A 23,613-nucleotide genomic window follows, 5' to 3' on the forward strand; every position below is an offset into this window, starting at 1 on the left:
CGTTACTCACTCCTTTTGGTAAAATGAAATAAGGGGATACCTGAATATTCATCTGGCTTTCTATGAACATGTGTGTTGGAAACCGGGAATATAATGAATTCCACTGTAATCGCTACAGGATTTTCTCCTCTAAGGAAGTGCCCGCCATTCATTTGTTTATCACAGTCTACATATAGACCATGGAAGTGGATATCCAACTGCCCTTGTTCATCGTGTCCGACAAATCCTGAACCTGAAAGCAATTCGACGGGAGTATTTGTAACAAGCCGCTCGGAATATTGTAGGCTTTTATCTGGGTTTTGCTGTGGTTGGACAATGGTCGCATACGCAAGAGAGCCTATACATTGAAATTGGGCCGCTTCCACATGATATTGCCTACACACTTCGAGAATCCCTTCAAATAGATCGGTATCTTTCTTCAAACGACCGATGATTCGATTTGTTTTCTCGTCGTATACCGCTTCAATTGAGTGATTCAATACAAAACCCTCCATCCACTTTCAGTATTTGTCCTGTCGTATAGCTAGATCTAGATGAGGCAAAGTACAGAACAGCTTCTGCGATACTAGCCGCTGTGCCTGTTTGATGGATTGTCACCTCGTCTAAATTTGCCATAGCTACGGGTGCAACTGAATTACATGTGACCCCATATTCATGAAGTTCCTTCGCGGTCTGCTTTGTCAGTTTACTCACTGCATCTTTGGAAGTGGTAAACGTTCGTTCTTTGCCGCAACTAGAAACCGAACTAATGTTGATGATACGACCATATTTCTGCTCCACCATGTACGGTGATACTCCTTGAATAAATAGAGAAGTTGCTTGCACATTCACATCTGCTTCGAGTTCCCATTGATCAATAGATGGCGGAGTTTCATTGTGGATACTACATATGCACATATTGTTTACTAAAATATGTAATTCCCCAAACATATCCGACGCTCTAGCGATAGCTGCGTTCACAAATTCCTTATCACGAATTTCACCCAGGCATTCTAAATAAACCCCTTTGCCTCTGAATGATTGAATGGCTTGCAACGTCCCTGCACAGCTCGTTGAATCTATCAGCACGACATTGGCTCCTTGTTGTGAAAGAAGGAGGGCCGTCTGGGCACCAATACCGTTGGCAGCCCCTGTAACGATCGCCGTCTGTCCTTTCAGTTTCATAAGCAACCCCCTCCATCTACTTGATATTTAGTAAGTCTGGTAAAAATGTAGAGATCTGCGGAATAAACGTAATAAGTAATAAGATAATGATGGAGGAGACAACGAAAGGCAAAACCCCTTTCGATATTTGTCCAATTGAAGTATTCGATATGCCCGCAGCTACGAATAAGTTGAGTCCCACAGGTGGAGTGAAAAGTCCAATCGCTAAGTTGACTGTCATGAAAACACCGAATACTGTCGGATCAACGTCGAACAATAGCACTATTGGCAATAAAATTGGAATGAAAATATAGTAGGCAGAAATTGCATCGATAAACATACCGGCAACTAATAGAATGACATTGATGAGCAATAAGATAATAATTTTATTATCTGAAATACTTAACATCACGTCTGAAATCTGCGCAGCAATTTGCTCGGTTGTGATGATATATGCGTAGACACTTGCCGCACTGACGATAAACATAACGACTGCCGTCTGTATACCTGCCGCAACTAAGATATCATATAGCTTTTTCAGTGTCAGTTCACGGTAAATGAAAAACCCGATAAACAGACTATAAAATACCGCCACTACTGCTGCTTCAGTCGGTGTGAAGTATCCACCATAAATACCACCTAAAATAATGACTGGAATTAATAAGCCCCAGATTGCATTTCCGAAGGCTTTGAAACGTTCTGCACTTGTTGCTGGTTCCACTATGTACTGTTGCGATGTCAATCCTTCACGTTTTCCCTGGCGGTGCCTAACGAACATAGCCGCTAAAATAAATCCAGCGCCTAATAGCAATCCAGGAATGACTCCTGCCATGAACATACGTCCAATGGATACCGGGATCTGATCGCCCGCCACGACAGCAAAGACGATGAACGCAATACTAGGTGGAATGATTATACCGATTGCCCCGGAACTGGCCACCAAACCAGCCGCTGTTTCCGTCTTGTAACCGCTCTTCACCATACCTGGAATTAAAATACCACCGATCGCTGCAACCGTTGCAGGACCTGACCCTGAAATTGCCGCAAAGAAAATCGCTGTCATAACAGTGACAAAAATAATGCCGCCTTTACGGTGCCCCACTAACGCCTGCGCAAAATCAATCAGTCTTTTTGAAATTCCGGCATGCTCCATAATAACTCCTGCCAAAATGAAAAATGGGATCGCAAGCAATGTAAATTTCGCTACACTTGTGTACATGATATCTGCAACCAATTCCAAACCAAACAATCCACTACCTGTAAATAACACCACAATAGAAGAGATCGCTAAGGCCACAGCAATTGGCATTCGCAGCATGACTAAAATAAAAAACACGCTGAATAAAATAATTGCTGTCATATCGGCTGTTCTCCCTTCCCGTTTTGCTGTCGAAACTCAACAATTGTTACTTGAATAGAGCGAACTAAACAAAACAACGCACCGATAGGCATCGACATCGAAAACCACCATTGCGGCCAACCAAGAGAAGGTGTCTTCTGTCCCATGTCCATCTGATATTGCACCATCTTCAAACCGAAATATAAGAGAATAAAAAACAATAACATCATCATCAATCCAACCAAAATCGTAATTACATTCTTCAGCAACAGGTTACCCTTGTCATAAATCAGCGTAAAGCCAAGGTGTGCGTATTCACGCACACCAATGGCTGTTCCAACAAATGTTAACATGACAAACAAATTGACTGTAATTTCTTCAGTGAAAGAAAATGAATAATTGGCAAATCCTCTGGATAGCACATTAACGAATGCAATGGTGGACATGATGGACAGTACAATGACGACAATCCATTCTTCTACTCTATTGAATATCTTTCCCATACATCCACCCTCCAGTTCTTATTGGTCTTGGAACTTGTCTAATAGATCCTTGCCCCAAATATCTTCATACTTTTCATAAACCGGTTGTACCGCCTCTGTAAACTCTGCTAATTCCTCTTCTGTTGGTGCGTAGAACTGCATCCCCGCATCCTTCAATTCACCGATTTGTTTCTCTTCCTTTTCACGCGCCATTTCCACTTGATACTCTGCTGCTTCTTTACCTAGCTTCTTCACAAGCTCCTGATCTTCTGCACTCATGGAATCAAACAACTTTTTATTGATGCCCAATACGAGTGGGTCATAGGAATAGTTCCATGTCGTTAAGTAGTCTTGTACTTCATTCAACTTAGAAGAGTGAATAACATCAATGGGGTTTTCTTGACCGTCAATCGTACCTTGCTGAAGAGATGTGAAAACTTCAGAGAATGCCATTGTTGTTGGGTCCGCACCTAGTGCACGATACAAGTCTGTATACATCGTGATGCCAGGAATACGTATTTTCAAACCTTGCATATCTGCTGGCGATTTGATTTCTTTTTTGCTGTTCGTAATCTGGCGGAAACCATTCTCTCCAAATCCGAGCAATTCTACGTTCTTTTCGTTAAGAATTTCTGCGAGCGCTTCTCCACCCGCACCATCAAACACTTTGTCTACGCCGTCTTTGTCTTTGAATAGGAATGGCGCACTCGCTACCCCGAAGCGATCATCCAAAATAGAATAGATGATTGTCGAGTGAAGACTCAAGTCGGTCTGACCTTTTGTCAGAAGCTCGACACCTTTTCCTTGGTCACCATTTGATAGTTGTTCATTCGGGAATACTTCAATATTGATCCGGCCATCCGTTTGTTCTTTTAAGTCCTGTGCTAACTTGTCTGCCGCCTGGTACCAAGTTGATGAGTCATTCACCGTGACAGACATTTTCAGATCATATGATTTTCCTTCTGACTCGCCAGAACTATCTGTTGTTTCTTCTTTGTCTGACGAGCAAGCTGCCAACAATAGCATGGCAGATAAACCAATTGCCCCTAATACACTTTTTTTCTTCATTTTCATTTCTTATTCCCCCCGTTTTCTTTCAAAAGTCATACTGATACTGAGTATACAAATGATAATAAATTATCTATTCTTAACTTTTGATTAGTGTATATAATTCTAATAGTCTAATAATTTAATTCATATAGAATATAGTACAATAATATCTAGAGAAACTTCTCTGTTTTTTGTGTCAATGTCTAGTTTCCACTGTAAAACGTCCTTTTCACATTACATAAAGCAAAAAGAGGAGCAATTCATCGCTCCTCTTTTTGTACTCTATTTAACTTTTCTCTAGCTCTTACTAAGTAATATGCATTAATCCAAGAAGCAATCGGTATAACTAGCGCTATGCCAAGTCCTGCGCAAAGTATCAAAATCATTTCTGAACTGAATATTTTTGAATTGACAATATCTCCAATAGAGTAGTGCAAATCCTTGAACCAAATGAGCAACGCCAAATACCCTCCAAAGAATGCGAAGAATAAGGTATTCGTATCGGTTCCTAAAATATCCCGCCCAATGCTGACACCTGACTTGAACAATTCCTTCTTACTTAAGCCAGGCGTATGCTTAAATACTTCATGCATGGTCGTAGCGATCGATATAGCGACGTCCATGATCGCCCCAATCGTACTCATGATAATGACGGAAGCACCTATTTTTACAAAGTCTACACCAATATAGAGAGACAAACCTGCGATTGCCTCTTCTTCCTCTTCCCCAAATCCTTGAATCATGAGATTTTGGGATACTAACACAATGAAAAACAACAATAAACTGATGGTAATCATTGTTGCGATAAATGCGAGTACGGTTTTACTGTTCACTTCATTAATATAAAACAAGCTGATGCATCCAATAACGATACAGGCGATAAATGTAATTAGAATAGGATTGGCATTTGCATCCAACATAAAAAACATCGTAAAGAAGACGACGCCAAAGTTAAAAAATAGAGAAACAAATGATCTCGCTCCACTTTTTCCACCAACCCAGATCATCAATACGAGTAAAATAACCGCGAGCCATACAAGTACATTCATATTCTCGCCCTCTTTCGTTCAATGAAGAAGATCGCTGTATAAAGTCCAATGGGGATTGTCAAAACGATTCCAATTCCACCAGCTAACGCACGTGCTAATTCCAACGACAAATTCATTGAAAGCGCAAAGCCTACGGGAGAAGCATTTTTCAAATAAAGGATCAACATAGGGATGGATCCACTGATGTAAGCAAAAAATAGAATGCTTGTAATAGTCCCCATAATGTCTTTGCCAATATCTAGGCCAGATGCTCTCAGCGCTTTAACAGATATCGTGCGATCTCTTTCATATAATGCAAACATCGAAGACGACATCGTGATGGCCACATCCATGATTGCGCCGAGCGATCCGATAAATAGCCCTGCCATAAAGATGGTATGATAAGGACGCGTCAAAAACTGCATTTCCTCGTAACGCAGCCCATTCCCCGAAGTAATCCATATGACCAGAGACGTAATGGAAAGAGATATGACTGTTGCGACAAGCGTAGCTACAATTGCCGCATACGTTTTTTCAGTGCGGCCACTAACTAGCAGGAGCGAAATGGTTGTGAATAACAGGATACAAATTCCGCAAACTACAAGTAAACTGACCTCGTAATATTTCACATAAATATCTAAAGCGAATGAAAGTACCAAGACATTCAACACAAAACCTACTATCGCTAATAGCCCTTGCTTATGCCCGACAATTAGTAGTGTAAAGACGAATATCCACGCAACGACTAGTACGTATTTATCACGTTTTACGTCTGTAATACTACCTGCTACTTGTTCTCCAACTTTGGAATCAATAGAAACAAATACTTCATTTCCTATATGGTACTGCTGATCGTACGCACCGGAAGAGGAATACTCATTGACCAACTGGACATCTCGACCTTTTTCTTCTCCATTCATAATCCTAGCTACGATCTGCTGGACAAATAGCGTATCTTCATTGCCATGCATATCGGTTACGCTAGTTTCTTCCTTTATTGTTGTATCGATCACCTTAGCGATCGGTCGGTCATAAAATGAATGATTTTGATGGACAAAGGCAATGGAACCGAGACAGCATATTGCTACGATCAAAAACAAGATCCACTGCCATGTTGTAATGTTTCTGATTCTGTTCAAAACAATCCTCCTGACACCCTTGGGATGAGACACAGATTAATCCTACCATGAATAAGACATAAAACTGAAAAAAATAACCTGTTGCCCAATCCAATAAGAAAAGCTTCGCTTCCACTATCGGAAGCGAAGCAATTTATCACTTATTCCTTACTAAACGACTGCTCTTGCATTAAACGCAAAGCCAAGTATAGTAGAAAGACATCATGCGTACTGGACACAGATAATCCTGTTAACTGCTCAACCTTTTGCAGACGGTAAGACCATGTATTTTTATGGATATGCAGACGCTGCGCGGTATTTTGCATTGACTGGTCTTCTTCGAACCATACCGTCAAATTATCCAGCAAGTCTTGATGATCCTTCAGTGGTGCAACTGTGCGCTTTAAAAATTCCTGCTTTACTACATCGGGAATACTCTGCAACACAATTTCCAGACGCAGTTCATGCTCAAAGACAATATCGCCCGATTCCTTTGTAGCATGAACAGCTCGTTCTGCTTGCGCAAATGATTTAGCTAAGTCGAAATAATGTGTGGATGCTCCTATACCTGCGACCACTCGTACTTTCTTGCGCCGTTTTATATGAAGCAATAAGAACTCTAACTCGTTTTTTACTGTTTGCTGATTCATTTCAGGTAATAATAATAAAATTTTATTTTGTGCCCAGCGGATCATCTTCATAGAAGGATGGATGTTTTGAATCGACGCAAATATCTCTATCTCTTCGACTGTAAACTGTTCCAATAAATCCAGCACTTCTAGTACCACCACTTGACGATAGAGTGTAACGTCGATTCCGAGCAGAATCCCCCGTTCCATAAACCGTTCATCTTTCTTCGTCCCTGTCAGCCAGTCAAAGACGAAAAACTCCACATCACGCACTTTTTCATCCTTCTGCTTTCGTTTCATGGAATCTTGAATAAACAGTTCTGCTACGCGTAAAATCAGCTGTGCCTGCGGGTGAATATCGTCTGGATCACCCGTTACGCCTAGTACGGCAATTGGTTCGTCTGCAATGATAATCGGCAAGACGATTCCCCTACGGACCCCATGTAGACGCCCTACTTCGTCATCCCCCATGCGAAGCACCATTTTCTGACGCATGCTTAGCAGTGCTCCTTCATGGAACTGGTTGATTCGGGCTGGTTCTGTGCTCGCTTGAATAAAGCCTCTTCGATCCGTTAAAATCACTTGCTGTCGTATCAGATTCGATAATTCCGTTACCATTTCATGTCCTAATGTATCAAATTGAAACACTTGTCTCACCTCGAATGGAAACTGCTACTCATACTAAGTTTACGTTACTTTAGTTTCCACTACAATAGAGAGGTTTCAGATAAGTCGGACTTCTGGAATTCTACTGCTCCATGCCTTAATGAGTAGTTGCAACAGTTCTGCTGTTTCAATGGCGGCAGACTTTCCTAGCGTGACAGATCCACCTCGATCAGTATGTCGCTGTTCTGCAGTTATACGGTCAATCATCGCGATTTGCTGTTGTTTGGTTGCCTGGTTTATCGAACGAGGCTTGACTGTAGCTGCTTTACGTAGAGGTGTTTTCATTCCGCTTTGACAGGATGCCGCCTCCAAGTAGCAGTTTATTTCTCGGGCTACCCTTTCAATAAACTGGGTAGCCTTTTTTGAATGTAAACCAATTTGCTGGTCAGCTATTGCGGTTTCCCATCCTGCCACTTCAATTTGTATAGTACGTCCCCATATACTCTCAATGCCATTTAGCAAACGTACAAGTATGGTACAAGTACGTACCAATTCTTTTTCCCGCATAACATGTGGTAATTGAATATACGAATGTAGCACTGCCTTTTCTTGTTGTTCATGATTATGAAAATGCACTACAACACCCTCACTTCCAAGTAGTCGCTTCATTAAACCGATGGCAGAAACCTTTTTATGTGCAATAGAAGAAACGTCAGCGGCACGAGAGAATCGCTCAAAGTTAAAATTGCCAAGTGGGCATCCAAAAGTGCGTTCTACTTGTTCAGCATCAAATAAACTCCAAGAGCTGCATGCTTTTACTTGTTCCATGAAATAATCGGGTATACGTATATGCTTTTCTTTTACCTTACTTGATAAAAATGATGCAATTCTGCTGTCGGCAATATCCATAGTATATTGCCGAACTCCCGTCTTTCGCTGATAGAATGACTTTCCGAAGAAGGACATAATTTCAGCTGGCAAAGTCACATAGCCATGACTCAGTATCCAATATGCTTCCTGTACTTTTTGCAAGCGCTGGACAGTTTCATTTTGCATGGCGGCCATAGCTATGAGCATAAGCCTTTCCTGAGGCAGTCCTAACCTTTTATCGTCATAATCGGATGTGACAAATTCATTCATATATTGCTGCAACTGCTCAGAAGGAATCAGTCGATCACGTTCCGCTACAATCTGTAAGCCAAGCCATTTGATTTCACTTACTGAATAGTTATAAATCCATTGACCGTATAACCCGTCCTGTAACAATTTCCTTACTACTTGATGAAATCCTGAATACACCGGTCTTCCACGTTGTTGCTCTGCTTGCTTATACAATATCTGCAACAATGCATATTCATGTAAATGTTCCTTTGTCTGTTCATATACTCTCATGTTGCGGTCTCCTTTCGTAAACAACAAAAAACAATCATTCCGCCTCTTCGGCAAGATGATTGCAATAGTTGTGAATGAGGAAACAAATTCAGGTAGTTAGAATATACTCCACGCAAAAAAACATAGAGACAGATACCTTTTTTGCTCCCACTCCTCAACCCCCGAAGAAAGTGTGGCTATTACGAAACGTGGCAGGTCTCCTGGCTTCACTTCATCCTTCCGTTAGTGCCTTCCCATGTCTCCATAGTGGCTAATTCTAACGGTCGTCCATGTGTACAGTTGCGGGGACAGCTCCGGTTTACGGATTCCCTTTTATACCTTGATAGGTACCAACGCATCGTGCAAACTCATTTATTTGATTGAATTCATTTTATCATGGATAACATAGAGGGTGGTAGCGTTTGTTTTATTTAGAAGCAAGGCATAACTTAACAGGGTGCCTATGCACAAAACTACTGTGAGTCCATCCACAATCGTTTTTGCTAGGCACCCTGTATCGAGCTTTCTTCATTACTTACATTAGTTGTTGTTCGCATAGACAGCCGCACTCCGCCAATCCTTGAACATACGCTTCTTCCCACGTAATCCCATGGATGAAACCATTCTCTGAGTAACCTGTGATCAAGTAAAACGTCTCATTTTGCTCTGGTAGTGTTGAATTGTTTTGATAGTGGTTGTTTTGCATTAAAATTACCTCCTGGAATTGTATTTTTCTTAGTATATGCCTTGTCGGGATATAAAAGAATATGTCCTTTGCCTTTACAAAAATGATAGCGCTTACACTCAAAGGTCATAGGAAAGAACATTCTTTATATGTTTCCAATTATTTATAATAAAGGCATATTTATAATTCAGTTAATTCTGTTTATTGTATCATGAATAAAATTATAAGTAAATAAAGAAATTATAATTCTCTATTAACTATTGTGAATTTTTTAAATGAACATATGACTTCTTTATCATTCAATGAATGAAATGTACTTCGAAATACTTCTTTCTATAGATAAATATCTCCCTAAGTCCTCGTTACGACTTAGAGAGATCAATAGTAATTAAGACATTTGCTTTTCACAAATTTCGATCACTGCTTTGACAGAGTCAGCTGAGTGATCGAGAGCTGTTTGTTCTTCCGCTGTTAATGGGAGTTCAATTACACTCTCGATCCCATTTCCACCTAGAACAGTAGGAACGCCTAAATAAATATTTTGATATCCATATTCGCCTTCTAAATAAGCGATAGATGGCATAATTCGTTTCTTATCTTTTATAATTGCTTCCGCCATCTCCACCAAAGCTGCCGCAGGTGCGTAATACGCGCTGCCATTACCTAACAACGAGACGATCTCGCCGCCGCCTTTTCGAGTACGCTCCACAATTGCTTCCAATCGTTCATTCGAAATGATTTTATCCAATGGAATGCCTCCAGCGTAAGAATAACGCACAAGTGGAACCATATCATCACCATGTCCACCAAGGACAAAGCCGGAAATATCTTCTACGGAAATATTCAATTCTTCCGAGATGAACGTATTGAAACGGGCAGTATCCAGTACACCCGATTGACCGATTACGCGGTTTTTAGGAAAACCGGTTGTTTTATAGCAAACGTATGTCATTGCATCTACCGGGTTACTTAAAATCAGCACTACGCTGTCTGGTGCGTAACGCTTCACTTGTTCAGAAACAGAACGCATAATCTTCGCATTGGTCGCAACTAAATCATCACGACTCATACCTGGTTTACGTGCGACACCGGCTGTAATGATCACCATTGCAGCGCCTTCAATATCCTCGTAATTTGAAGTGCCTGTAATACGGGAATTGAACTGTTGCACAGGACTTGTCTGAAGGAGATCCAGTGCTTTACCTTTGGTAGGATTGGAGAGGTCTGGAATATCGACCAATACGATGTCGCCTAATTCCTTCTGCGCTGCCATCAATGCAGCAGTCGCACCTGTATGACCCGCTCCGATGACTGCAATTTTATGTCGTTTGAAAGCCATGGAAACCACTCCTTTCTATAGATTTCAATATGATCAATGAGTTTTCGCTCAATAAAACTTCGTAAGTGCTCATAAGAAATGATTATCCGATCATAACTTGCTTGTAACCGCTCATATACGTAGATATCCGCTCATAGTCATGCTTTGACCGCTCTATCACGTAACACAAGCGCTCATTAGTTATCCGCCCTCAGTCTTTCTTCGGCGACTTCTTCACTTCTACCGCTTTCTTTACTTTTGGAATTTCTGGAGTAGTTGGCACTAGCGGCTTCACCATGCCATATACTGAATCATCAGGACGCGGGATCACATGCGCACCTAGCAACTCTCCAACACGCGCTGCTGCGTCACGACCTGCATCCACAGCTGCCTGAACTGCTCCGACATCCCCCTGAACGATGACCGTGACGATACCGCCATCTACCATCTCTTGTGATACCAACTCCACGTTAGATGCCTTTACCATTGCGTCTGCTGCTTCAATTGATCCAATCAATCCTTTTGTCTCAATCATTCCGATCGCTTGACTCATGTATATCACCTCTCTTTACTTCTGTTGAATCGATAATACCAATAATGACCGCGTCGATTGGGATCGGGTTTTCTTTCGGCAAAATAAAGCGTGAAGAACCACCACTCGTAATGAGTACCTCGTCTCCAACCCCTGCTCCAATCCGATCTGCCGCGACCATATGCGATTGTATATTATTGCCGTGTGCATCAATTGGCTGAACGATTAACAGCTTTAATCCTGATAATCCATCCTCTTTACGGGTTGCCCATACATTGCCAATTACTCTACCCATTCGCATGCGTAATCACCTTCTTCTACTTTCTACTAGTTATCGTTTTACCGAGTTCTCGTGCTGTATCTCTTGCTAGTGCCGTAACAATTGTACCTTTATTGACGACGATTTCCTTTTCCGAAATATCAGCCACGTCTTCAGCCGATAAGAGCTTTTTAGTGAATTCAAGTGATTCTGGAATACGTACTGGATCAGGTGTCTTCGTTGTTTTCGTCACCGCTTGCATAGGTATGGTTTCTTTTGCGTCATTTGGTTTCACTAGACGCCCAATTGACCCCTGTGTAATGAAACCTGCATTGGCTTCATCGGTATCGATATGCATTTCAAGACGATATCGCTCATTCACCCGAATGCGTACATGGCGAAATGAAATAGATCGGACTCCATCTGCTTCCACTGTGACATACTCTCCGTCTACCACGCCAAAGCGCGTAGCATCTGAAGGGGCCATATGGATATGCGACTGTGCAATAATCAGTCCTTGGTCTATATGCACACTACCTTTTGGTCCAATTAGTGTAATCGGTGCAGATCCTTCAATATTGCCGGATTCCCGAAGTGGGGGCTTGACGCCGAGTTTCATTGCATCCGTAAAGCTGACCTCAACTTGGGTCGCTTTGCGGACAGGTCCTAAAATACGTACACGTTCAATACTGCTTTTAGGTCCCGCAATCATTACCGTTTCATTGGCAGCGAATTGGCCCGGCTGTGAAAGCTCGGACCGCTGTGTCAATTCATACCCTGCGCCAAATAATACTTCCACATGTTCAGGCTGTAAATGTACGTGACGAGCAGAAACCGCAATGGGAACTGCTCGTTCCGGCAATTGAACGGGACTTTGCCCTAGCTGTCCAAGGATCTCTCCGACAATCTGCTCAATCAATTGCTGATTCATTTAGTTCACGCCTTTCTACTATGTCAGCAGTGATTATTCACTTTTTGGTAACATCAGTTCTAATTCATTATGTGGTCTTGGGATCACGTGAACAGAAAGTAATTCGCCGACACGTTGTGCAGAAGCTGCACCTGCATCTGTTGCTGCTTTTACTGCGCCTACGTCGCCACGTACCATAACAGTTACAATTCCGCCGCCTACATGTACTTTACCTACTAAATTTACGCTTGCTGCTTTCACCATTGCGTCTGCCGCCTCAATTGCCCCGATTAACCCTTTAGTTTCTACCATTCCTAATGCTGTACCTTCTCTATTCATAATAAATTCCTCCAATTAGTGTTTTATTTTGTAAGTTGTTTAACAATTTCACTGACTAAGTTCTGTACTAATGCCGGATCAATGTTGTTGTTTGTTGAAGCTGATACATTATTCATTACACTGGAAACAAGCTGATCATTTGAGCTGTCCACAGGTTCTGAGTGCTTCGGCAACTGAACTTCTTTTGTACCGTATGCCATCCGCTTAATGTTCAGCAAATGCTTAGCTGTAACGTTATCGGATGTAATATTGCCGCCAAATGTTCCGCATCCTAATGTGAGCGACGGCATCAGGCCTGTCGTTCCGCCAACTGCACCAATGGAAGCCATCGTGTTGACTAAAATACGTGAAACCGGCATTTCCATGGCAAATTCACGAGCCACTGCATCAATTTCCGTATGAATTGCTAAGCTGTGCCCGCGTCCACCAAGGTTCAGCAAGTCGAGACATACTTCTTTCGAATGCTTCACACCATCGACGACATACATAGCGAAAATCGGTGATAATTTCTCCAATGAAAACGGTACGTCTTTGCCCACTTTTGTTTCCATCCCGATCATCAAGCGAGTGCCTTCCGGTAAAGAAATACCTGCCATTTTGGCGATGAACTGCGGGCTCTTACCGACTACTTTCGGGTTCACCTTACCCGGTACCGGGGAGATGACACCTTCCATAATTTTCTTCTCTTCATCCGATAAAATATATGCGCCATTTTTCTTCAGCTCACGCGTAACGAGATCAACGACGTGCTTATCAACAACAATTGCTTGTTCTGTTGCACAAATCGTTCCGTAATCGAATGATTTACTGTCGACGATATCTTTTACCGCTTTTTCAATCTTTGCTGAACGTTCAATATAGACCGGTACATTACCAGGACCTACACCGTATGCCGGTTTACCCGAGCTATACGCAGCTTTAACGAGCGCGCTACCACCTGTTGCAATGATGAGATTGACATCTTTATGCGACATTAGTTGCTGCGTCGCCTCCATTGAAGCCAGTGTGAGACACTGGATCAAACCTTCAGGGGCACCTGCCGCAACCGCTGCTGCGTCACATACTTTTAATGCTTCATGTGTACATTCAACTGCATATGGATGTGGACTCACCACGATGGAATTTCGTGTCTTCAATGAAATCAACGTTTTGAAAAACGCTGTAGATGTTGGATTCGTTGTGGGGATGATAGCCGCAACTACGCCAAACGGAGCAGCGATCTCCACGACTTTATTCATATGGTCTTCTTTAATCACACCGACTGTTTTCAAGTCTTTGATGCTTTCATAAACATCTCGGGAGCCCACTTCATTCTTGATTTTCTTATGAGCTGCTACCCCCATACCCGTTTCATCTACTGCCATTTGCGCGAGGCGACCCGACTGTTCAAAGGCCGCGTCGGCAACAGCTTTCACAATCTTGTCTACTTGTTGCTGAGTATAGCCCATGAATTTCTCTTGTGCTTCCTTTGCAGTTTGGACGGCCGTGCGCATTTGTTGCAAAGCCAATAAATCATTATCTAGTAATTGAACCAAATCAAAACACTCCTTTCTGCATGCTAAACTATTAATAACTTAGCGGATGATCCGCCATGTTCTGTATCGCTTCCCTGAACGCATCGGCTGCTGCCTTGCAAGAAGATTGACTACCTGTCAGCAGACCACCGCCGAAGTTTGTTTCGGAGGGAGGTGCATAGAGTACACAAAGTGTGACGTCCGCAGCTTTGAGAGCAGCATCCAAACCGATGACGGCTTCAACAGGTGGTGCAATCAAGTACGCCAACGACTGTCCATAGGGTACATTTGCCATGTCAGCTAAATAACTTCCGCAGCTGGAGATCGTATGCGCATATAACGCATGATCTGGATTTCCGTTAATCGTTTCAAAATAAGCTTCATGCTCTATCGTTATACGGATCGAATCCAAACCACTTTTTACTTCTTCTGGTGACGAACCTGCAATGATTCCAATAAATTCACCGGATAGCGGTCCAGAAGAATGTGCTGAGCCCGCGTAAAAGCTTTTTGCGTAGACCACTTCCACATCACTATGCTTCGTTGCTGCATCAATTGCAGTATAGCCGACGTCATCAATTGTCGTTGTCACCAAACCCAAGCTACGCTGGTTAGGTCTCAATTTAAATTTCTCAGCTAGTTCCGGACTGACGTTTGAAATGACTTGCATCGACAATATGTCTGCATAGACTTTCATTTGTCCTCCCCCTTCCTTAACTTTCTTTTTGAACAAGCGATACACCGCTCGCTTCATATTTTAAGATTTTCTGAATAATCGTCCCAAGAAATGCGCCAGCTTCAACAGGAGGAATTCCACCTTTATGGATATTGGAAATGACCATACGATCTGCTTCAATCGTGCCATGTCTTGGTTTATAGCACATATACGCACTTAGCGACTCTGCGGATACAAGACCTGGACGTTCACCGATCAGCATGACCACAACATCAGGTTGCAATAGCTCCCCGATATCATCCATTACAGCAACTCGACCTTTATCCACATAAAATGTCGTACCCATTTCGATATTCAAGTTGTTAAGTGATTGTTCCAATGACAAGTAAACGTCTTCCAAATTTTCTTCAATTGCTTTCGCACTCAATCCATTTGACGCAACGATTTGTACGACGGGTGACTTCTTACAACGCTCTTGGATCAGAGACCTCGACTCGTCCGAAAGCTTTCTACCCAGGTCCGGGCGTCGAATGTACTCTTCTTTATCCGCCACTCGGGATTGCACTTGAAATAACCCCAGTTGCTCAAGCAAGTTATCCGGTACCTCCCCGTAGACCGCGTCGACTGCTGCCGCATGATCCAGTCGGAACTGTAGCCATGTCTTCGTCTTCGGACGTGAACCTGCACGCCCAACCCCTATCCTAGCTGGCGTTTTCTTACGATATTCTGCCAGCTGATCTTCTTCAGGACTTGTTTGTGGTTTTGACTTCGTATGACTATACGCCGTCGTTGGCTTGGGCTTTACATTGGATATATTCCGCTTCGGCTCTTCCGTCGTACTATGGAATGTCACCGCTCCACTAGGAGAGCGTTTTTCCGTTTCCACTTCCACATGTCCAATAGGTTGCTTCGAATACAGCTCTACTTTCTTTTCGTTCGTTGGCTGCTGTACTGTTTGACTACTACTTGCAGCCTCCAATTTTTCCACGACCATTTTTGTGATTTGCTGAATTAATTCCTCATTCAAGTCCATCCACCTCCTATCGATTGAAGAGTGTGAGATCTCCGGCACGTTTACTCAGCATGCCATTTTCATAAATCCCCATCTTTTCAAGCCATTTCAAGTATTCAGGCGCTGGTGTTTTGCCCATTGTCCGAAGAACCGTCGCCACGTCATGGTAGCTCATAGACTGGTAATTCAGCATCACGTCATCGCCCATCGGTGCTGCGATGATGAAGTTCACACCTGCCGCTGATAATAAAATACTTAGATCTTCGATGTCATTTTGATCTGCTTTAATATGGTTCGTATAACAAATATCTACACCCATCGGTAAGCCGTGCAGCTTACCCATGAAGTGATCTTCAAGGCCAGCACGGATTACTTGCTTGCTGTTATATAAATATTCCGGTCCGATAAATCCGACAACCGTGTTGACGATGTACGGATCATAATGTCGTGCAAAGCCGTAGTTCCGTGCTTCCATAGTTACTTGGTCTACGCCATAATGCGCTTCAGCCGATAATTCAGATCCTTGTCCTGTTTCAAAGTATAATGTTTGAGGGCCAGTACCCGTCCCCATTTTTAGCGATAAGTCTTTTGCTTCAGCAATCAATTCTGCTGAAATACCAAATGAACGGTGAGCTTTTTCTGTTCCTGCGATACTTTGGAAGATCATATCAGCAGGCGCCCCTTGTTCAATTGCTTTCATCTGTGTCGTAACGTGTGCGAGCACACAGTTTTGCGTCGGTATTTCCCATTCATCGATAAAATCTTTCGTTGCATTCAACACACGCTTTACACTCTCTACGGAGTCATCTACGGGATTGACCCCAATTACCGCATCACCGATCCCGTAAGACAAGCCTTCTTTTAACGAAGTGATAATCCCATCAATATTGTCTGTCGGATGATTCGGTTGCAAACGGGAAGATAACGTGCCTTTTTGGCCAATTGTAATATTACATGTTGATAAGATTTCGATTTTATTGGCCGCGTGTACTAAGTCGAGATTGGACATTAGCTTGGTGACGGCTGCGATGACTTCCGAAGTCAATCCGCGGCTGAGTCGCTTTAATTCACGGTCGCCTACTTCATTACTCAAAATATATTCACGTAGTTCAGCGATACTCCAGTTCTGGATTCCACTGTAAACTTTTTCATTTATATCATTTTCAATAATCAGTGAGACTTCGTCGCTTTCGATCGGAATCAGTGGATTGTTACGAATATCGCTCACAAGCAACTCACTGACGACTGTTTTAGCAGCGATTCTTTCTTGCACCGTTTCCGCTGCAATTCCTGCGAGGCGATCACCGGATTTCTCTTCGTTCGCTTTTGCTAGTACTTCTTTTAGGTCATGGAACACATATCGTTCGCCGCCTAGTGTAGTGGATAAATTCACGTACGAGACCTCCTTTACGTTGTGTGAAAAGTTAAGGTTTTTACAACGACCGGTACGACACCTGAAGTGAGCGCATTGCCTATATCGATGTAATCCCCCGTTTCCACATTAATTTGATCTATACAAATAATGCTTTGTTTCACTTGTAATGCCGCTAAAGTTTGACCAATCACTTTAGCGTGATCGGATTGAATGACCAGAATAATCGGTTGTTCTGGACATGGCCGTTCGTTCATAATTTGAACAATTGCTTTGGCTAGCTTCTGCACATCGCGGAATCCTAGATATGGAAGATTGGACAGATAGAGCGCGAAGTTTTGTCCTTCTTTTGCAGAGTCATATAAAGTAACCGCTTGCTGTACAGCATCTTCGAAGTGGAGTAACCCCGCTTCAAGATTTTCTTCAAAATCATATTGGTAAATCGGAATGTTCTTTAATGGCAACTCATGGGGCGCAACTTGTATCGTAGCTCCGCTAATTTCAGTAGTCTGGGTCCCAGCTCCCAATACAGTCGCTCGCACAGTCTCTACTGGCTCCTGCCAAGTAAAGTGTTGCAGTGATGTGTTTTTCAGTAGTGCTTCTGCGAGTTGAATTCCAATATCGTTGTATTGTGCTTCTTGGACTTCATCAGACGCATGATGATACATACATTCGGAAATACCACCTGAAAAGACGATTGTATCGACTGATTGCAGCCAGTTTGGTTCATGTCCGAGTAATAGTACTTGATCCTGTGCATGAACTTCTTTTTTCAATATGCGCGCCATCGCTTCAGCCATATATGTCGTTACGAATGAAACAGCTGGCGCATTTTGCGGATCACCGACTTGTAACGTATAGCCTTGGTCTTGCAATAACCGTTCGACTGGCCGTGAAATTGTACGGACTTTTCCGTTTTCAAATTCAATCAATCTGCCGCCGATATGCATCGTGCATGTACCGAGAAGTTGTTGGTCTTTGAACACTGCAATATTAGCCGTTCCTCCACCAATGTCTATATTGGCGATTACTCGGCCACTTTTTCTAGACAATTCAAAGCTGCCTGATCCTTTTGCTGCGATGATGCCTTCTAAGTCTGGTCCTGCCGTTGCTACGAGGAAGTCACCTGCTTCATCAGACAAAAGGTGTAACATTTCACTGGCATTCCGCTTGGTAGCAGTTTCACCCGTAATAATGACAGCTCCTGTTTCGATTTGGGAAGGTTGAATTCCTGCTTTGTTATATTCTGAGCGTATAATCTGTTGGACACCTGCTACGTCAATCGTCACTGCATCTTGCAATGGCGTTCGGAATACTGGGCTTTTGTATAGTATTTCTTTGTCTGTAATTTCTATTCTTGGCACATGTGTTGCGCCTGCCACATTACGTAGGGAGAATCGACTGATAATCAGTTTCGTCGTGCTTGTGCCAATATCAATTCCTGCACTAATAATAGTTTCGTGCCTATTGAAATTGCTCACTCCCACACCCCTTTCTGATTACTTCTTTCCAACGCCTGTTGGAGCTAGACGGCGTCCTGCGCTTTTGATTACATCTAGTTCCGGACGCCAGTCCCTCGGATCGTTTCAGTCTTACCGATAAAGTGCAAAGTATGCACTTTGTCGAAAAGCCTTCCCACGCCTGTCGGGGCTAGACGGCGTCCTGCACTTTTGATTGCATCTAGTTCCGGACGCCAGCCCCTCGGATCGTTTCGGTCTTTCCGATAAAGTGCAAAGTGCGCACTTTGTCGGAAAGACCTCCAACGCCTGTCGGGGCTAGACGGCGTCCTGCACTTTTGATGTAAAAAAGACGCCTTTACAAAGCCATGGATTTTCCCACGGGATGTAAAGGCGCCTTTGCCGTTTTATTTACTTGTCTGAAATTTACTATATCAAATTCCTACTTACCTGTAAAGAAGATTAGCCTAGAAAGATCAAGTGCTCGTCGGCTGTTGACTCGACGTAATGCCGCATTGCTTGAAGGTCGTTCAGCTTTGTCAATTCCTTAAGATGTTGGACTCCCATGCCCGTTACAGAGGAAACCATGACGATAGGTCCTTCGCTCATAACCGTTTTGAGCATGCCAAGTGAACGGTCTATATCCGCTTCAGGGAGGTCGCATTTGGTGATGACACCAATCGGCAATTTAGGGATTCCCATGCTAAAACCTGGTGGGAAGATCATCTTTTCGCTCGTTGCATCCTGCAAATACAGTACGTGCGTCACTTCAAGCGCGGTAGCCATAATATTTTTGTAGAACATTGGATTTTCTGTGTATTCTCCTGGCGTATCAACAATCCAATCATAATAACTGAGCGTTTGCGTCTTGAAAGCTTCTACTTTTCGGCCCAATAAAGCATTTGTTAATGTAGACTTCCCCGCCCGTACTGCACCGATTAGCATTGCCTTGTTTCGCATCGGCCTCACTCCTTATGATTTTGTAATTTCAGATGGCGTATAACTTAACTTCTCCGATAGAAATCGGTTAATCTCCAGCATAGCCATCTCTACTTCTGAGACACTGCCTACAATGACAAGGCTACCTGTAAATCGATCGAGAAATCCAATGCGGACATTCGCTGCTTTCGTTGCCAAGTCTCCCGCAATAATGACTGTTTCACTTGGTGTACACGTAAGAATACCTAAGGCACCCGCTTCCTGTATACCTAACTTCTGAAACATATCGGAATCAGGATTAGCAATCAAATGACTAAGTGTAATCTGTTTTCCTGGAACGAATTCCTGTATAAACCGTTTCTTTTCTTCGCTCATTATACACACTCCCTGTTTATATTTTTATGCTTTAGCCGCAGGAGCTTCTGGTTCAACGTTTTCCGTTTCGTACTCACCCTTTTTAATAATTCCAGCTTCACGATCTTGCTTTTCTAGCCTTAATGCCGTTGGTACAGATAGCTTGTACGCAATGATAACTGCGATGATTCCCGCACTCAACTTACCTAGTATAACCGGTAAAATAATATTCGGCTGGAAATTCGCTGTGAAAGATAAGTGATCACCCAGCAAGAACGCCGCACATACTGCGAATGCGATGTTAATCACTTTGTCTTTCGGTCTCATATAGCGAACTAACGAGAACATCGCTAAGATATTCGCGACAGTTGCAAGTAGACCTGCACTGCCTTCAGGCGAAAGCCCAATTTTCTTTCCAGCAGCTTCCAAAGGTGTTCCCATATACTTTCGAATCAAGTAAATCATTGGGAAGGCACCTGCTAACATAATACCAATATATCCAGCCGTTTCAAGCGCACGGAACTGATCGGCTTTATCCGCCATAATGGGATCGAATCCCCAAACGCCAAAGATTTTAGTGAAGATCCCTGTAAATATTTCAACGATAGAGAACACTAACACCAGTTTAATAGCTGCATCCATCACACGGCCAAACAACATAAACCCGTTAATCATAATACGCGGGACGAATTTCAGTCCAACCGCAATTAAGACAACAAATAGTAATAATGGCAATAAGTTTATGAAAATTTGTAAATAACCAATTGCAAACTCATAATTAGATGTTGCAGTCGTGCTGATCACATCACGCACATCCGTATTGAATAAGACAACTAAAACAGACGCAATGAAAGCACCGATCGGAATGGTCAGTACACCCGACATGATACCAAGTGCCATATATTTATGGTCCCGTTTATCAAGCATCGCAAGACCCATCGGAATGGAGAATACAATCGTTGCTCCCGACATGAAACCGACGATTAATGCCATGATCCATCCTTCATTTGTTACTTTTAACGCTTCCGCTAACTGGTATCCACCCATATCTGAAGCTAGAATCGTCGTTGCGGCAATTGCCGGATCTGCCCCGATCGAGTTGAAAATCGGACCGATAAATTTACTGATGAACCATGTTAAGTATGGAATCGATGCCATAATTCCTGCCGCGGGAACGAAGATATGTCCTACCGCGTGTAATCCAGACATAAATTCCTTACCCAATCCCTCTTCAGGATTCTTTATTGAAGCAAATGCCCCTGCAATTGCACAGGCCATGATGATATATACAATGACTGTACCGATCATTTCCATTTAAATTTCCCCCTCTACTATCCTATTGTGACATCATCTACGTGTATTAATTCACTAGCCACCACCTTTAAATCTTTAAACAACTCGCAAAAAAGAAGACAAAAAGACGCTTAAAGAAAGTTTCTCTTTAAGCGCCTTTGCTTAGATCTATTTACTTGTGCGAATCTATAATTTCCATGGCAAGTGACTCCATTGTCATTTGCCGTGACATACTCGTATCACGCATTTTTTTAAATGCTTGTTGCTCGGTTAAGTGCTCTGTATTCATCAATATACCTTTTGCTCGTTCCACAACTTTCCGCTTTTCCACTTGCTGCTTCGCATGCTGAATGCTGTCCTTTAATCTCTTAGCTTTACTGGATTGATGAAGTGCCACTTCAATTGCAGGAATTAAACTAGCTTCAGAAATAGGTTTAACTAAATAACCGACCACATTGTCCTGCTGAGCCTTTTCCACGAATTCCTTTTGACTGTATGCAGTAATGATTAAAACTGGTATATCCAGTTGCTCTCCAATGATTCGGCTCGCTTTCAGCCCATTCATCTTCGGCATTTTAATATCCATCAATATTAAATCAGGTTTATGCAAAAAAGCCAACTCTATCGCTCTGTCTCCGTCACCAGCTTCCCCAACGACTTCATAGCCATGGTCTTGCAAGGTCATTTTCAGGTCCATGCGAATAATTGATTCATCTTCTGCTATCAAGATTCGTTTACTCATCAAAAGTTTCCACCTCCGCACCCACTGGAAAACTGATTACTGCATGAGTCCCAATTTCCCTAGGCACATATAGAAACTCTCCATTCAAGTCATTGGTTACCAAATTGTGGATAATTTCCGTACCAAGCGAAGTTTGCGGATTCTTCATTCCAACGCCGTTGTCGGAAACGTGAAGTTCCACAAAATCATGATCTACGATAAATTCCACGTCAATAGTTCCCTCTTCTTTGTCTTGAAATGCATGCTTTAGAGAGTTTTGTATGAGCTCATTAATGATCAGCGCTATTGAAACCGCTTTCTTAGATGTTGTTATTATTTTATTGCTATTTGGCTCAATAATCAAGTCTACTTTTAAATTGTATTCATTTAGCACCATCGTGGAGCAAATTTTCCTCGTCAAATTTATAATGTTCACATCATCGTCGTCTGCATCTTCCTTCGTGAGGATAATTTCATAAACTGAGGATATACTGTATATCCGGTTAAGCGTTTCCTCAAAAGCAGATCGGCTTTCAGCTGGTAATCCATTACGCATTTGCAATCTTATCAAGCTTGCCACAGTTTGCAAATTATTTTTAACCCGATGATGAATTTCTTTAATGACAACGGATTTCATCATTAATTCTTTTTCCTTCGTTCGAAGTTCAGTAATATCTTGGACAATCAACAGCGTTTCTTGAGATTTGTTTTTTTCACGCATTCTTATTTTTTTTACAATTAAGCTTTTATTTTGAATCGTCATCTCAAAGACAAACACATCTTCTTTATTTTCATAAACTGCATGCAAAAACGGTAATATTTCCAATAAATTACGATTCAGCACATCATCTTTGCCACTCATTTCAGATATCAGCTTTAAACCCGAAGGATTCGCGTATACTAACCGATTACTAGCATCCGTCAAAATAAGCATTTCCATCAATAAATCTGAGACTACGCCAAGTCCCGAATTCGTCATTTGGTCCTCTGCCGTTTCTGTAACTACCGAAAATCTTTTGATGTCATCACTCTGTTGCGGTGAAATGACTCGTTTCTCAGATATCAATACACCAATCACTTGATGAAATGTGTTTTTAATGGGTACCACAGTCTGATGCACCAAGATACCTTCTTGCGTCATTGCTTGCTGTATGATCGATTTCTTTCCGTTACGATAGGAATAAAACACACCTGGCTCAAAAGATTCAAAAACAATCTTACCAATGACAGAGTTAGTATACAGTGGAGTACTACCAACTGGAAAAGCTTCCGCAACGACGATTGCCTGATTACTTGGTTTTAATTTACAATCAATAAACATGTACGAATCAGATAGATCTGCATAGGTTTGTAGGCTAAACGCCATCTCCTGAAGAATCTTCACATCTTGACTAGTTAGTTCGGTATGCTGTTTACAGAGTTGTTCTACTGTTGCTTTTACCAATATGCCACGACCTTATAATGAG

The 23,613-nt window shown here is 42.4% G+C and carries 25 protein-coding genes and 1 riboswitch; all 25 genes read right to left on the bottom strand.

Features of this window, described 5'->3' with window-relative positions; translation table 11 throughout:
- Positions 1-2: 2 nt before the first annotated feature.
- A complete protein-coding gene (locus tag SporoP17a_RS09010; RefSeq protein ID WP_083034346.1) occupies positions 3-479 on the bottom strand; it encodes a PPC domain-containing DNA-binding protein in 477 nt (158 codons plus the stop codon).
- Complete coding sequence (locus tag SporoP17a_RS09015; protein ID WP_167693406.1) at positions 463-1,164, bottom strand: SDR family NAD(P)-dependent oxidoreductase; 702 nt, start codon at positions 1,162-1,164, stop codon at positions 463-465. The genes SporoP17a_RS09010 and SporoP17a_RS09015 overlap by 17 nt, the downstream gene beginning before the upstream one ends.
- A gap of 16 nt (positions 1,165-1,180) precedes the next feature.
- The gene (locus tag SporoP17a_RS09020) at positions 1,181-2,503 is read right to left on the bottom strand and encodes a TRAP transporter large permease (protein ID WP_083034348.1); all 1,323 of its coding nucleotides are present in this window, start codon (positions 2,501-2,503) and stop codon (positions 1,181-1,183) included.
- A complete protein-coding gene (locus SporoP17a_RS09025; protein ID WP_083034349.1) occupies positions 2,500-2,985 on the bottom strand; it encodes a TRAP transporter small permease in 486 nt (161 codons plus the stop codon). Before SporoP17a_RS09025 ends, SporoP17a_RS09020 begins: the two co-directional genes overlap by 4 nt.
- A gap of 18 nt (positions 2,986-3,003) precedes the next feature.
- Positions 3,004-4,038 carry a DctP family TRAP transporter solute-binding subunit gene (locus SporoP17a_RS09030; RefSeq protein WP_083034350.1) on the bottom strand — a complete coding sequence of 345 codons (1,035 nt, stop codon included), beginning with the start codon at positions 4,036-4,038 and terminating at the stop codon, positions 3,004-3,006.
- Positions 4,039-4,274: 236 nt separating this feature from the next.
- Positions 4,275-5,063, bottom strand: coding sequence for a YibE/F family protein (locus SporoP17a_RS09035; RefSeq protein WP_083034351.1), 789 nt, complete (start codon positions 5,061-5,063; stop codon positions 4,275-4,277).
- A complete protein-coding gene (locus SporoP17a_RS09040; RefSeq protein ID WP_420542204.1) occupies positions 5,060-6,187 on the bottom strand; it encodes a YibE/F family protein in 1,128 nt (375 codons plus the stop codon). The genes SporoP17a_RS09035 and SporoP17a_RS09040 overlap by 4 nt, the downstream gene beginning before the upstream one ends.
- A gap of 134 nt (positions 6,188-6,321) precedes the next feature.
- Positions 6,322-7,437 carry a CdaR family transcriptional regulator gene (locus SporoP17a_RS09045; RefSeq protein WP_083034352.1) on the bottom strand — a complete coding sequence of 372 codons (1,116 nt, stop codon included), beginning with the start codon at positions 7,435-7,437 and terminating at the stop codon, positions 6,322-6,324.
- A 75-nt stretch (positions 7,438-7,512) separates the two neighbouring features.
- Positions 7,513-8,787, bottom strand: coding sequence for a ribonucleotide reductase N-terminal alpha domain-containing protein (locus SporoP17a_RS09050; protein WP_083034353.1), 1,275 nt, complete (start codon positions 8,785-8,787; stop codon positions 7,513-7,515).
- Between the two features lie 172 nt (positions 8,788-8,959).
- A riboswitch (cobalamin riboswitch) is annotated at positions 8,960-9,136 on the bottom strand.
- 165 nt (positions 9,137-9,301) lie between these two features.
- Positions 9,302-9,472 (bottom strand): hypothetical protein, encoded by a 171-nt coding sequence (locus tag SporoP17a_RS16760; protein WP_156890552.1) that lies wholly within the window; start codon positions 9,470-9,472, stop codon positions 9,302-9,304.
- A gap of 367 nt (positions 9,473-9,839) precedes the next feature.
- On the bottom strand, positions 9,840-10,790 hold the full coding sequence (gene mdh, locus SporoP17a_RS09055; protein ID WP_083034354.1) for a malate dehydrogenase: 951 nt from the start codon (positions 10,788-10,790) through the stop codon (positions 9,840-9,842).
- A gap of 190 nt (positions 10,791-10,980) precedes the next feature.
- Positions 10,981-11,322, bottom strand: coding sequence for a BMC domain-containing protein (locus tag SporoP17a_RS09060; protein ID WP_083034355.1), 342 nt, complete (start codon positions 11,320-11,322; stop codon positions 10,981-10,983).
- The gene (locus tag SporoP17a_RS09065) at positions 11,297-11,602 is read right to left on the bottom strand and encodes a EutN/CcmL family microcompartment protein (protein WP_083034356.1); all 306 of its coding nucleotides are present in this window, start codon (positions 11,600-11,602) and stop codon (positions 11,297-11,299) included. The genes SporoP17a_RS09060 and SporoP17a_RS09065 overlap by 26 nt, the downstream gene beginning before the upstream one ends.
- A 16-nt stretch (positions 11,603-11,618) precedes the next feature.
- Entirely contained in the window at positions 11,619-12,491 is an 873-nt protein-coding gene (gene pduL, locus SporoP17a_RS09070) for a phosphate propanoyltransferase (protein ID WP_083034357.1), read from the bottom strand.
- 33 nt (positions 12,492-12,524) lie between these two features.
- Positions 12,525-12,809 carry a BMC domain-containing protein gene (locus tag SporoP17a_RS09075; RefSeq protein WP_029053414.1) on the bottom strand — a complete coding sequence of 95 codons (285 nt, stop codon included), beginning with the start codon at positions 12,807-12,809 and terminating at the stop codon, positions 12,525-12,527.
- A gap of 23 nt (positions 12,810-12,832) precedes the next feature.
- Positions 12,833-14,302, bottom strand: a complete 1,470-nt coding sequence (locus SporoP17a_RS09080) for an aldehyde dehydrogenase family protein (protein WP_237262429.1) — start codon at positions 14,300-14,302, stop codon at positions 12,833-12,835.
- A gap of 73 nt (positions 14,303-14,375) precedes the next feature.
- Positions 14,376-15,020, bottom strand: coding sequence for an ethanolamine utilization microcompartment protein EutL (gene eutL / locus SporoP17a_RS09085; RefSeq protein WP_167693407.1), 645 nt, complete (start codon positions 15,018-15,020; stop codon positions 14,376-14,378).
- 16 nt (positions 15,021-15,036) lie between these two features.
- Positions 15,037-16,032, bottom strand: a complete 996-nt coding sequence (gene eutC, locus SporoP17a_RS09090) for an ethanolamine ammonia-lyase subunit EutC (RefSeq protein ID WP_420542181.1) — start codon at positions 16,030-16,032, stop codon at positions 15,037-15,039.
- Between the two features lie 7 nt (positions 16,033-16,039).
- Positions 16,040-17,404 carry an ethanolamine ammonia-lyase subunit EutB gene (locus SporoP17a_RS09095; protein ID WP_083034360.1) on the bottom strand — a complete coding sequence of 455 codons (1,365 nt, stop codon included), beginning with the start codon at positions 17,402-17,404 and terminating at the stop codon, positions 16,040-16,042.
- 14 nt (positions 17,405-17,418) lie between these two features.
- On the bottom strand, positions 17,419-18,864 hold the full coding sequence (locus SporoP17a_RS09100) for an ethanolamine ammonia-lyase reactivating factor EutA (protein ID WP_083034361.1): 1,446 nt from the start codon (positions 18,862-18,864) through the stop codon (positions 17,419-17,421).
- 438 nt (positions 18,865-19,302) lie between these two features.
- Positions 19,303-19,800 carry a EutP/PduV family microcompartment system protein gene (locus SporoP17a_RS09105; protein ID WP_083034362.1) on the bottom strand — a complete coding sequence of 166 codons (498 nt, stop codon included), beginning with the start codon at positions 19,798-19,800 and terminating at the stop codon, positions 19,303-19,305.
- Between the two features lie 12 nt (positions 19,801-19,812).
- Complete coding sequence (eutS, locus tag SporoP17a_RS09110) at positions 19,813-20,154, bottom strand: ethanolamine utilization microcompartment protein EutS (protein WP_083034363.1); 342 nt, start codon at positions 20,152-20,154, stop codon at positions 19,813-19,815.
- Positions 20,155-20,178: 24 nt separating this feature from the next.
- The gene (gene eutH / locus SporoP17a_RS09115; protein WP_083034364.1) at positions 20,179-21,447 is read right to left on the bottom strand and encodes an ethanolamine utilization protein EutH; all 1,269 of its coding nucleotides are present in this window, start codon (positions 21,445-21,447) and stop codon (positions 20,179-20,181) included.
- A 151-nt stretch (positions 21,448-21,598) separates the two neighbouring features.
- Complete coding sequence (locus SporoP17a_RS09120; protein WP_083034365.1) at positions 21,599-22,168, bottom strand: ANTAR domain-containing response regulator; 570 nt, start codon at positions 22,166-22,168, stop codon at positions 21,599-21,601.
- A complete protein-coding gene (locus SporoP17a_RS09125) occupies positions 22,161-23,591 on the bottom strand; it encodes a sensor histidine kinase (RefSeq protein WP_156890553.1) in 1,431 nt (476 codons plus the stop codon). The genes SporoP17a_RS09120 and SporoP17a_RS09125 overlap by 8 nt, the downstream gene beginning before the upstream one ends.
- Between the last annotated feature and the right edge of the window lie 22 nt (positions 23,592-23,613).

Source organism: Sporosarcina ureae, assembly GCF_002082015.1.
Taxonomy (GTDB): domain Bacteria; phylum Bacillota; class Bacilli; order Bacillales_A; family Planococcaceae; genus Sporosarcina; species Sporosarcina ureae_A.

Bases quoted from the DNA above. Each gene is read 5' to 3' on its own strand.
- SporoP17a_RS09015 (WP_167693406.1), bottom strand. From the start codon at position 1,164: ATGAAACTGAAAGGACAGACGGCGATCGTTACAGGGGCTGCCAACGGT.
- SporoP17a_RS09020 (WP_083034348.1), bottom strand. From the start codon at position 2,503: ATGACAGCAATTATTTTATTCAGCGTGTTTTTTATTTTAGTCATGCTG.
- SporoP17a_RS09025 (WP_083034349.1), bottom strand. From the start codon at position 2,985: ATGGGAAAGATATTCAATAGAGTAGAAGAATGGATTGTCGTCATTGTA.
- SporoP17a_RS09030 (WP_083034350.1), bottom strand. From the start codon at position 4,038: ATGAAAATGAAGAAAAAAAGTGTATTAGGGGCAATTGGTTTATCTGCC.
- SporoP17a_RS09035 (WP_083034351.1), bottom strand. From the start codon at position 5,063: ATGAATGTACTTGTATGGCTCGCGGTTATTTTACTCGTATTGATGATC.
- SporoP17a_RS09050 (WP_083034353.1), bottom strand. From the start codon at position 8,787: ATGAGAGTATATGAACAGACAAAGGAACATTTACATGAATATGCATTG.
- SporoP17a_RS16760 (WP_156890552.1), bottom strand. From the start codon at position 9,472: ATGCAAAACAACCACTATCAAAACAATTCAACACTACCAGAGCAAAAT.
- mdh (WP_083034354.1), bottom strand. From the start codon at position 10,790: ATGGCTTTCAAACGACATAAAATTGCAGTCATCGGAGCGGGTCATACA.
- SporoP17a_RS09060 (WP_083034355.1), bottom strand. From the start codon at position 11,322: ATGAGTCAAGCGATCGGAATGATTGAGACAAAAGGATTGATTGGATCA.
- SporoP17a_RS09065 (WP_083034356.1), bottom strand. From the start codon at position 11,602: ATGCGAATGGGTAGAGTAATTGGCAATGTATGGGCAACCCGTAAAGAG.
- pduL (WP_083034357.1), bottom strand. From the start codon at position 12,491: ATGAATCAGCAATTGATTGAGCAGATTGTCGGAGAGATCCTTGGACAG.
- SporoP17a_RS09075 (WP_029053414.1), bottom strand. From the start codon at position 12,809: ATGAATAGAGAAGGTACAGCATTAGGAATGGTAGAAACTAAAGGGTTA.
- SporoP17a_RS09080 (WP_237262429.1), bottom strand. From the start codon at position 14,302: ATGCGCACGGCCGTCCAAACTGCAAAGGAAGCACAAGAGAAATTCATG.
- eutL (WP_167693407.1), bottom strand. From the start codon at position 15,020: ATGAAAGTCTATGCAGACATATTGTCGATGCAAGTCATTTCAAACGTC.
- eutC (WP_420542181.1), bottom strand. From the start codon at position 16,032: ATGGACTTGAATGAGGAATTAATTCAGCAAATCACAAAAATGGTCGTG.
- SporoP17a_RS09105 (WP_083034362.1), bottom strand. From the start codon at position 19,800: ATGCGAAACAAGGCAATGCTAATCGGTGCAGTACGGGCGGGGAAGTCT.
- eutS (WP_083034363.1), bottom strand. From the start codon at position 20,154: ATGAGCGAAGAAAAGAAACGGTTTATACAGGAATTCGTTCCAGGAAAA.
- eutH (WP_083034364.1), bottom strand. From the start codon at position 21,447: ATGGAAATGATCGGTACAGTCATTGTATATATCATCATGGCCTGTGCA.
- SporoP17a_RS09120 (WP_083034365.1), bottom strand. From the start codon at position 22,168: ATGAGTAAACGAATCTTGATAGCAGAAGATGAATCAATTATTCGCATG.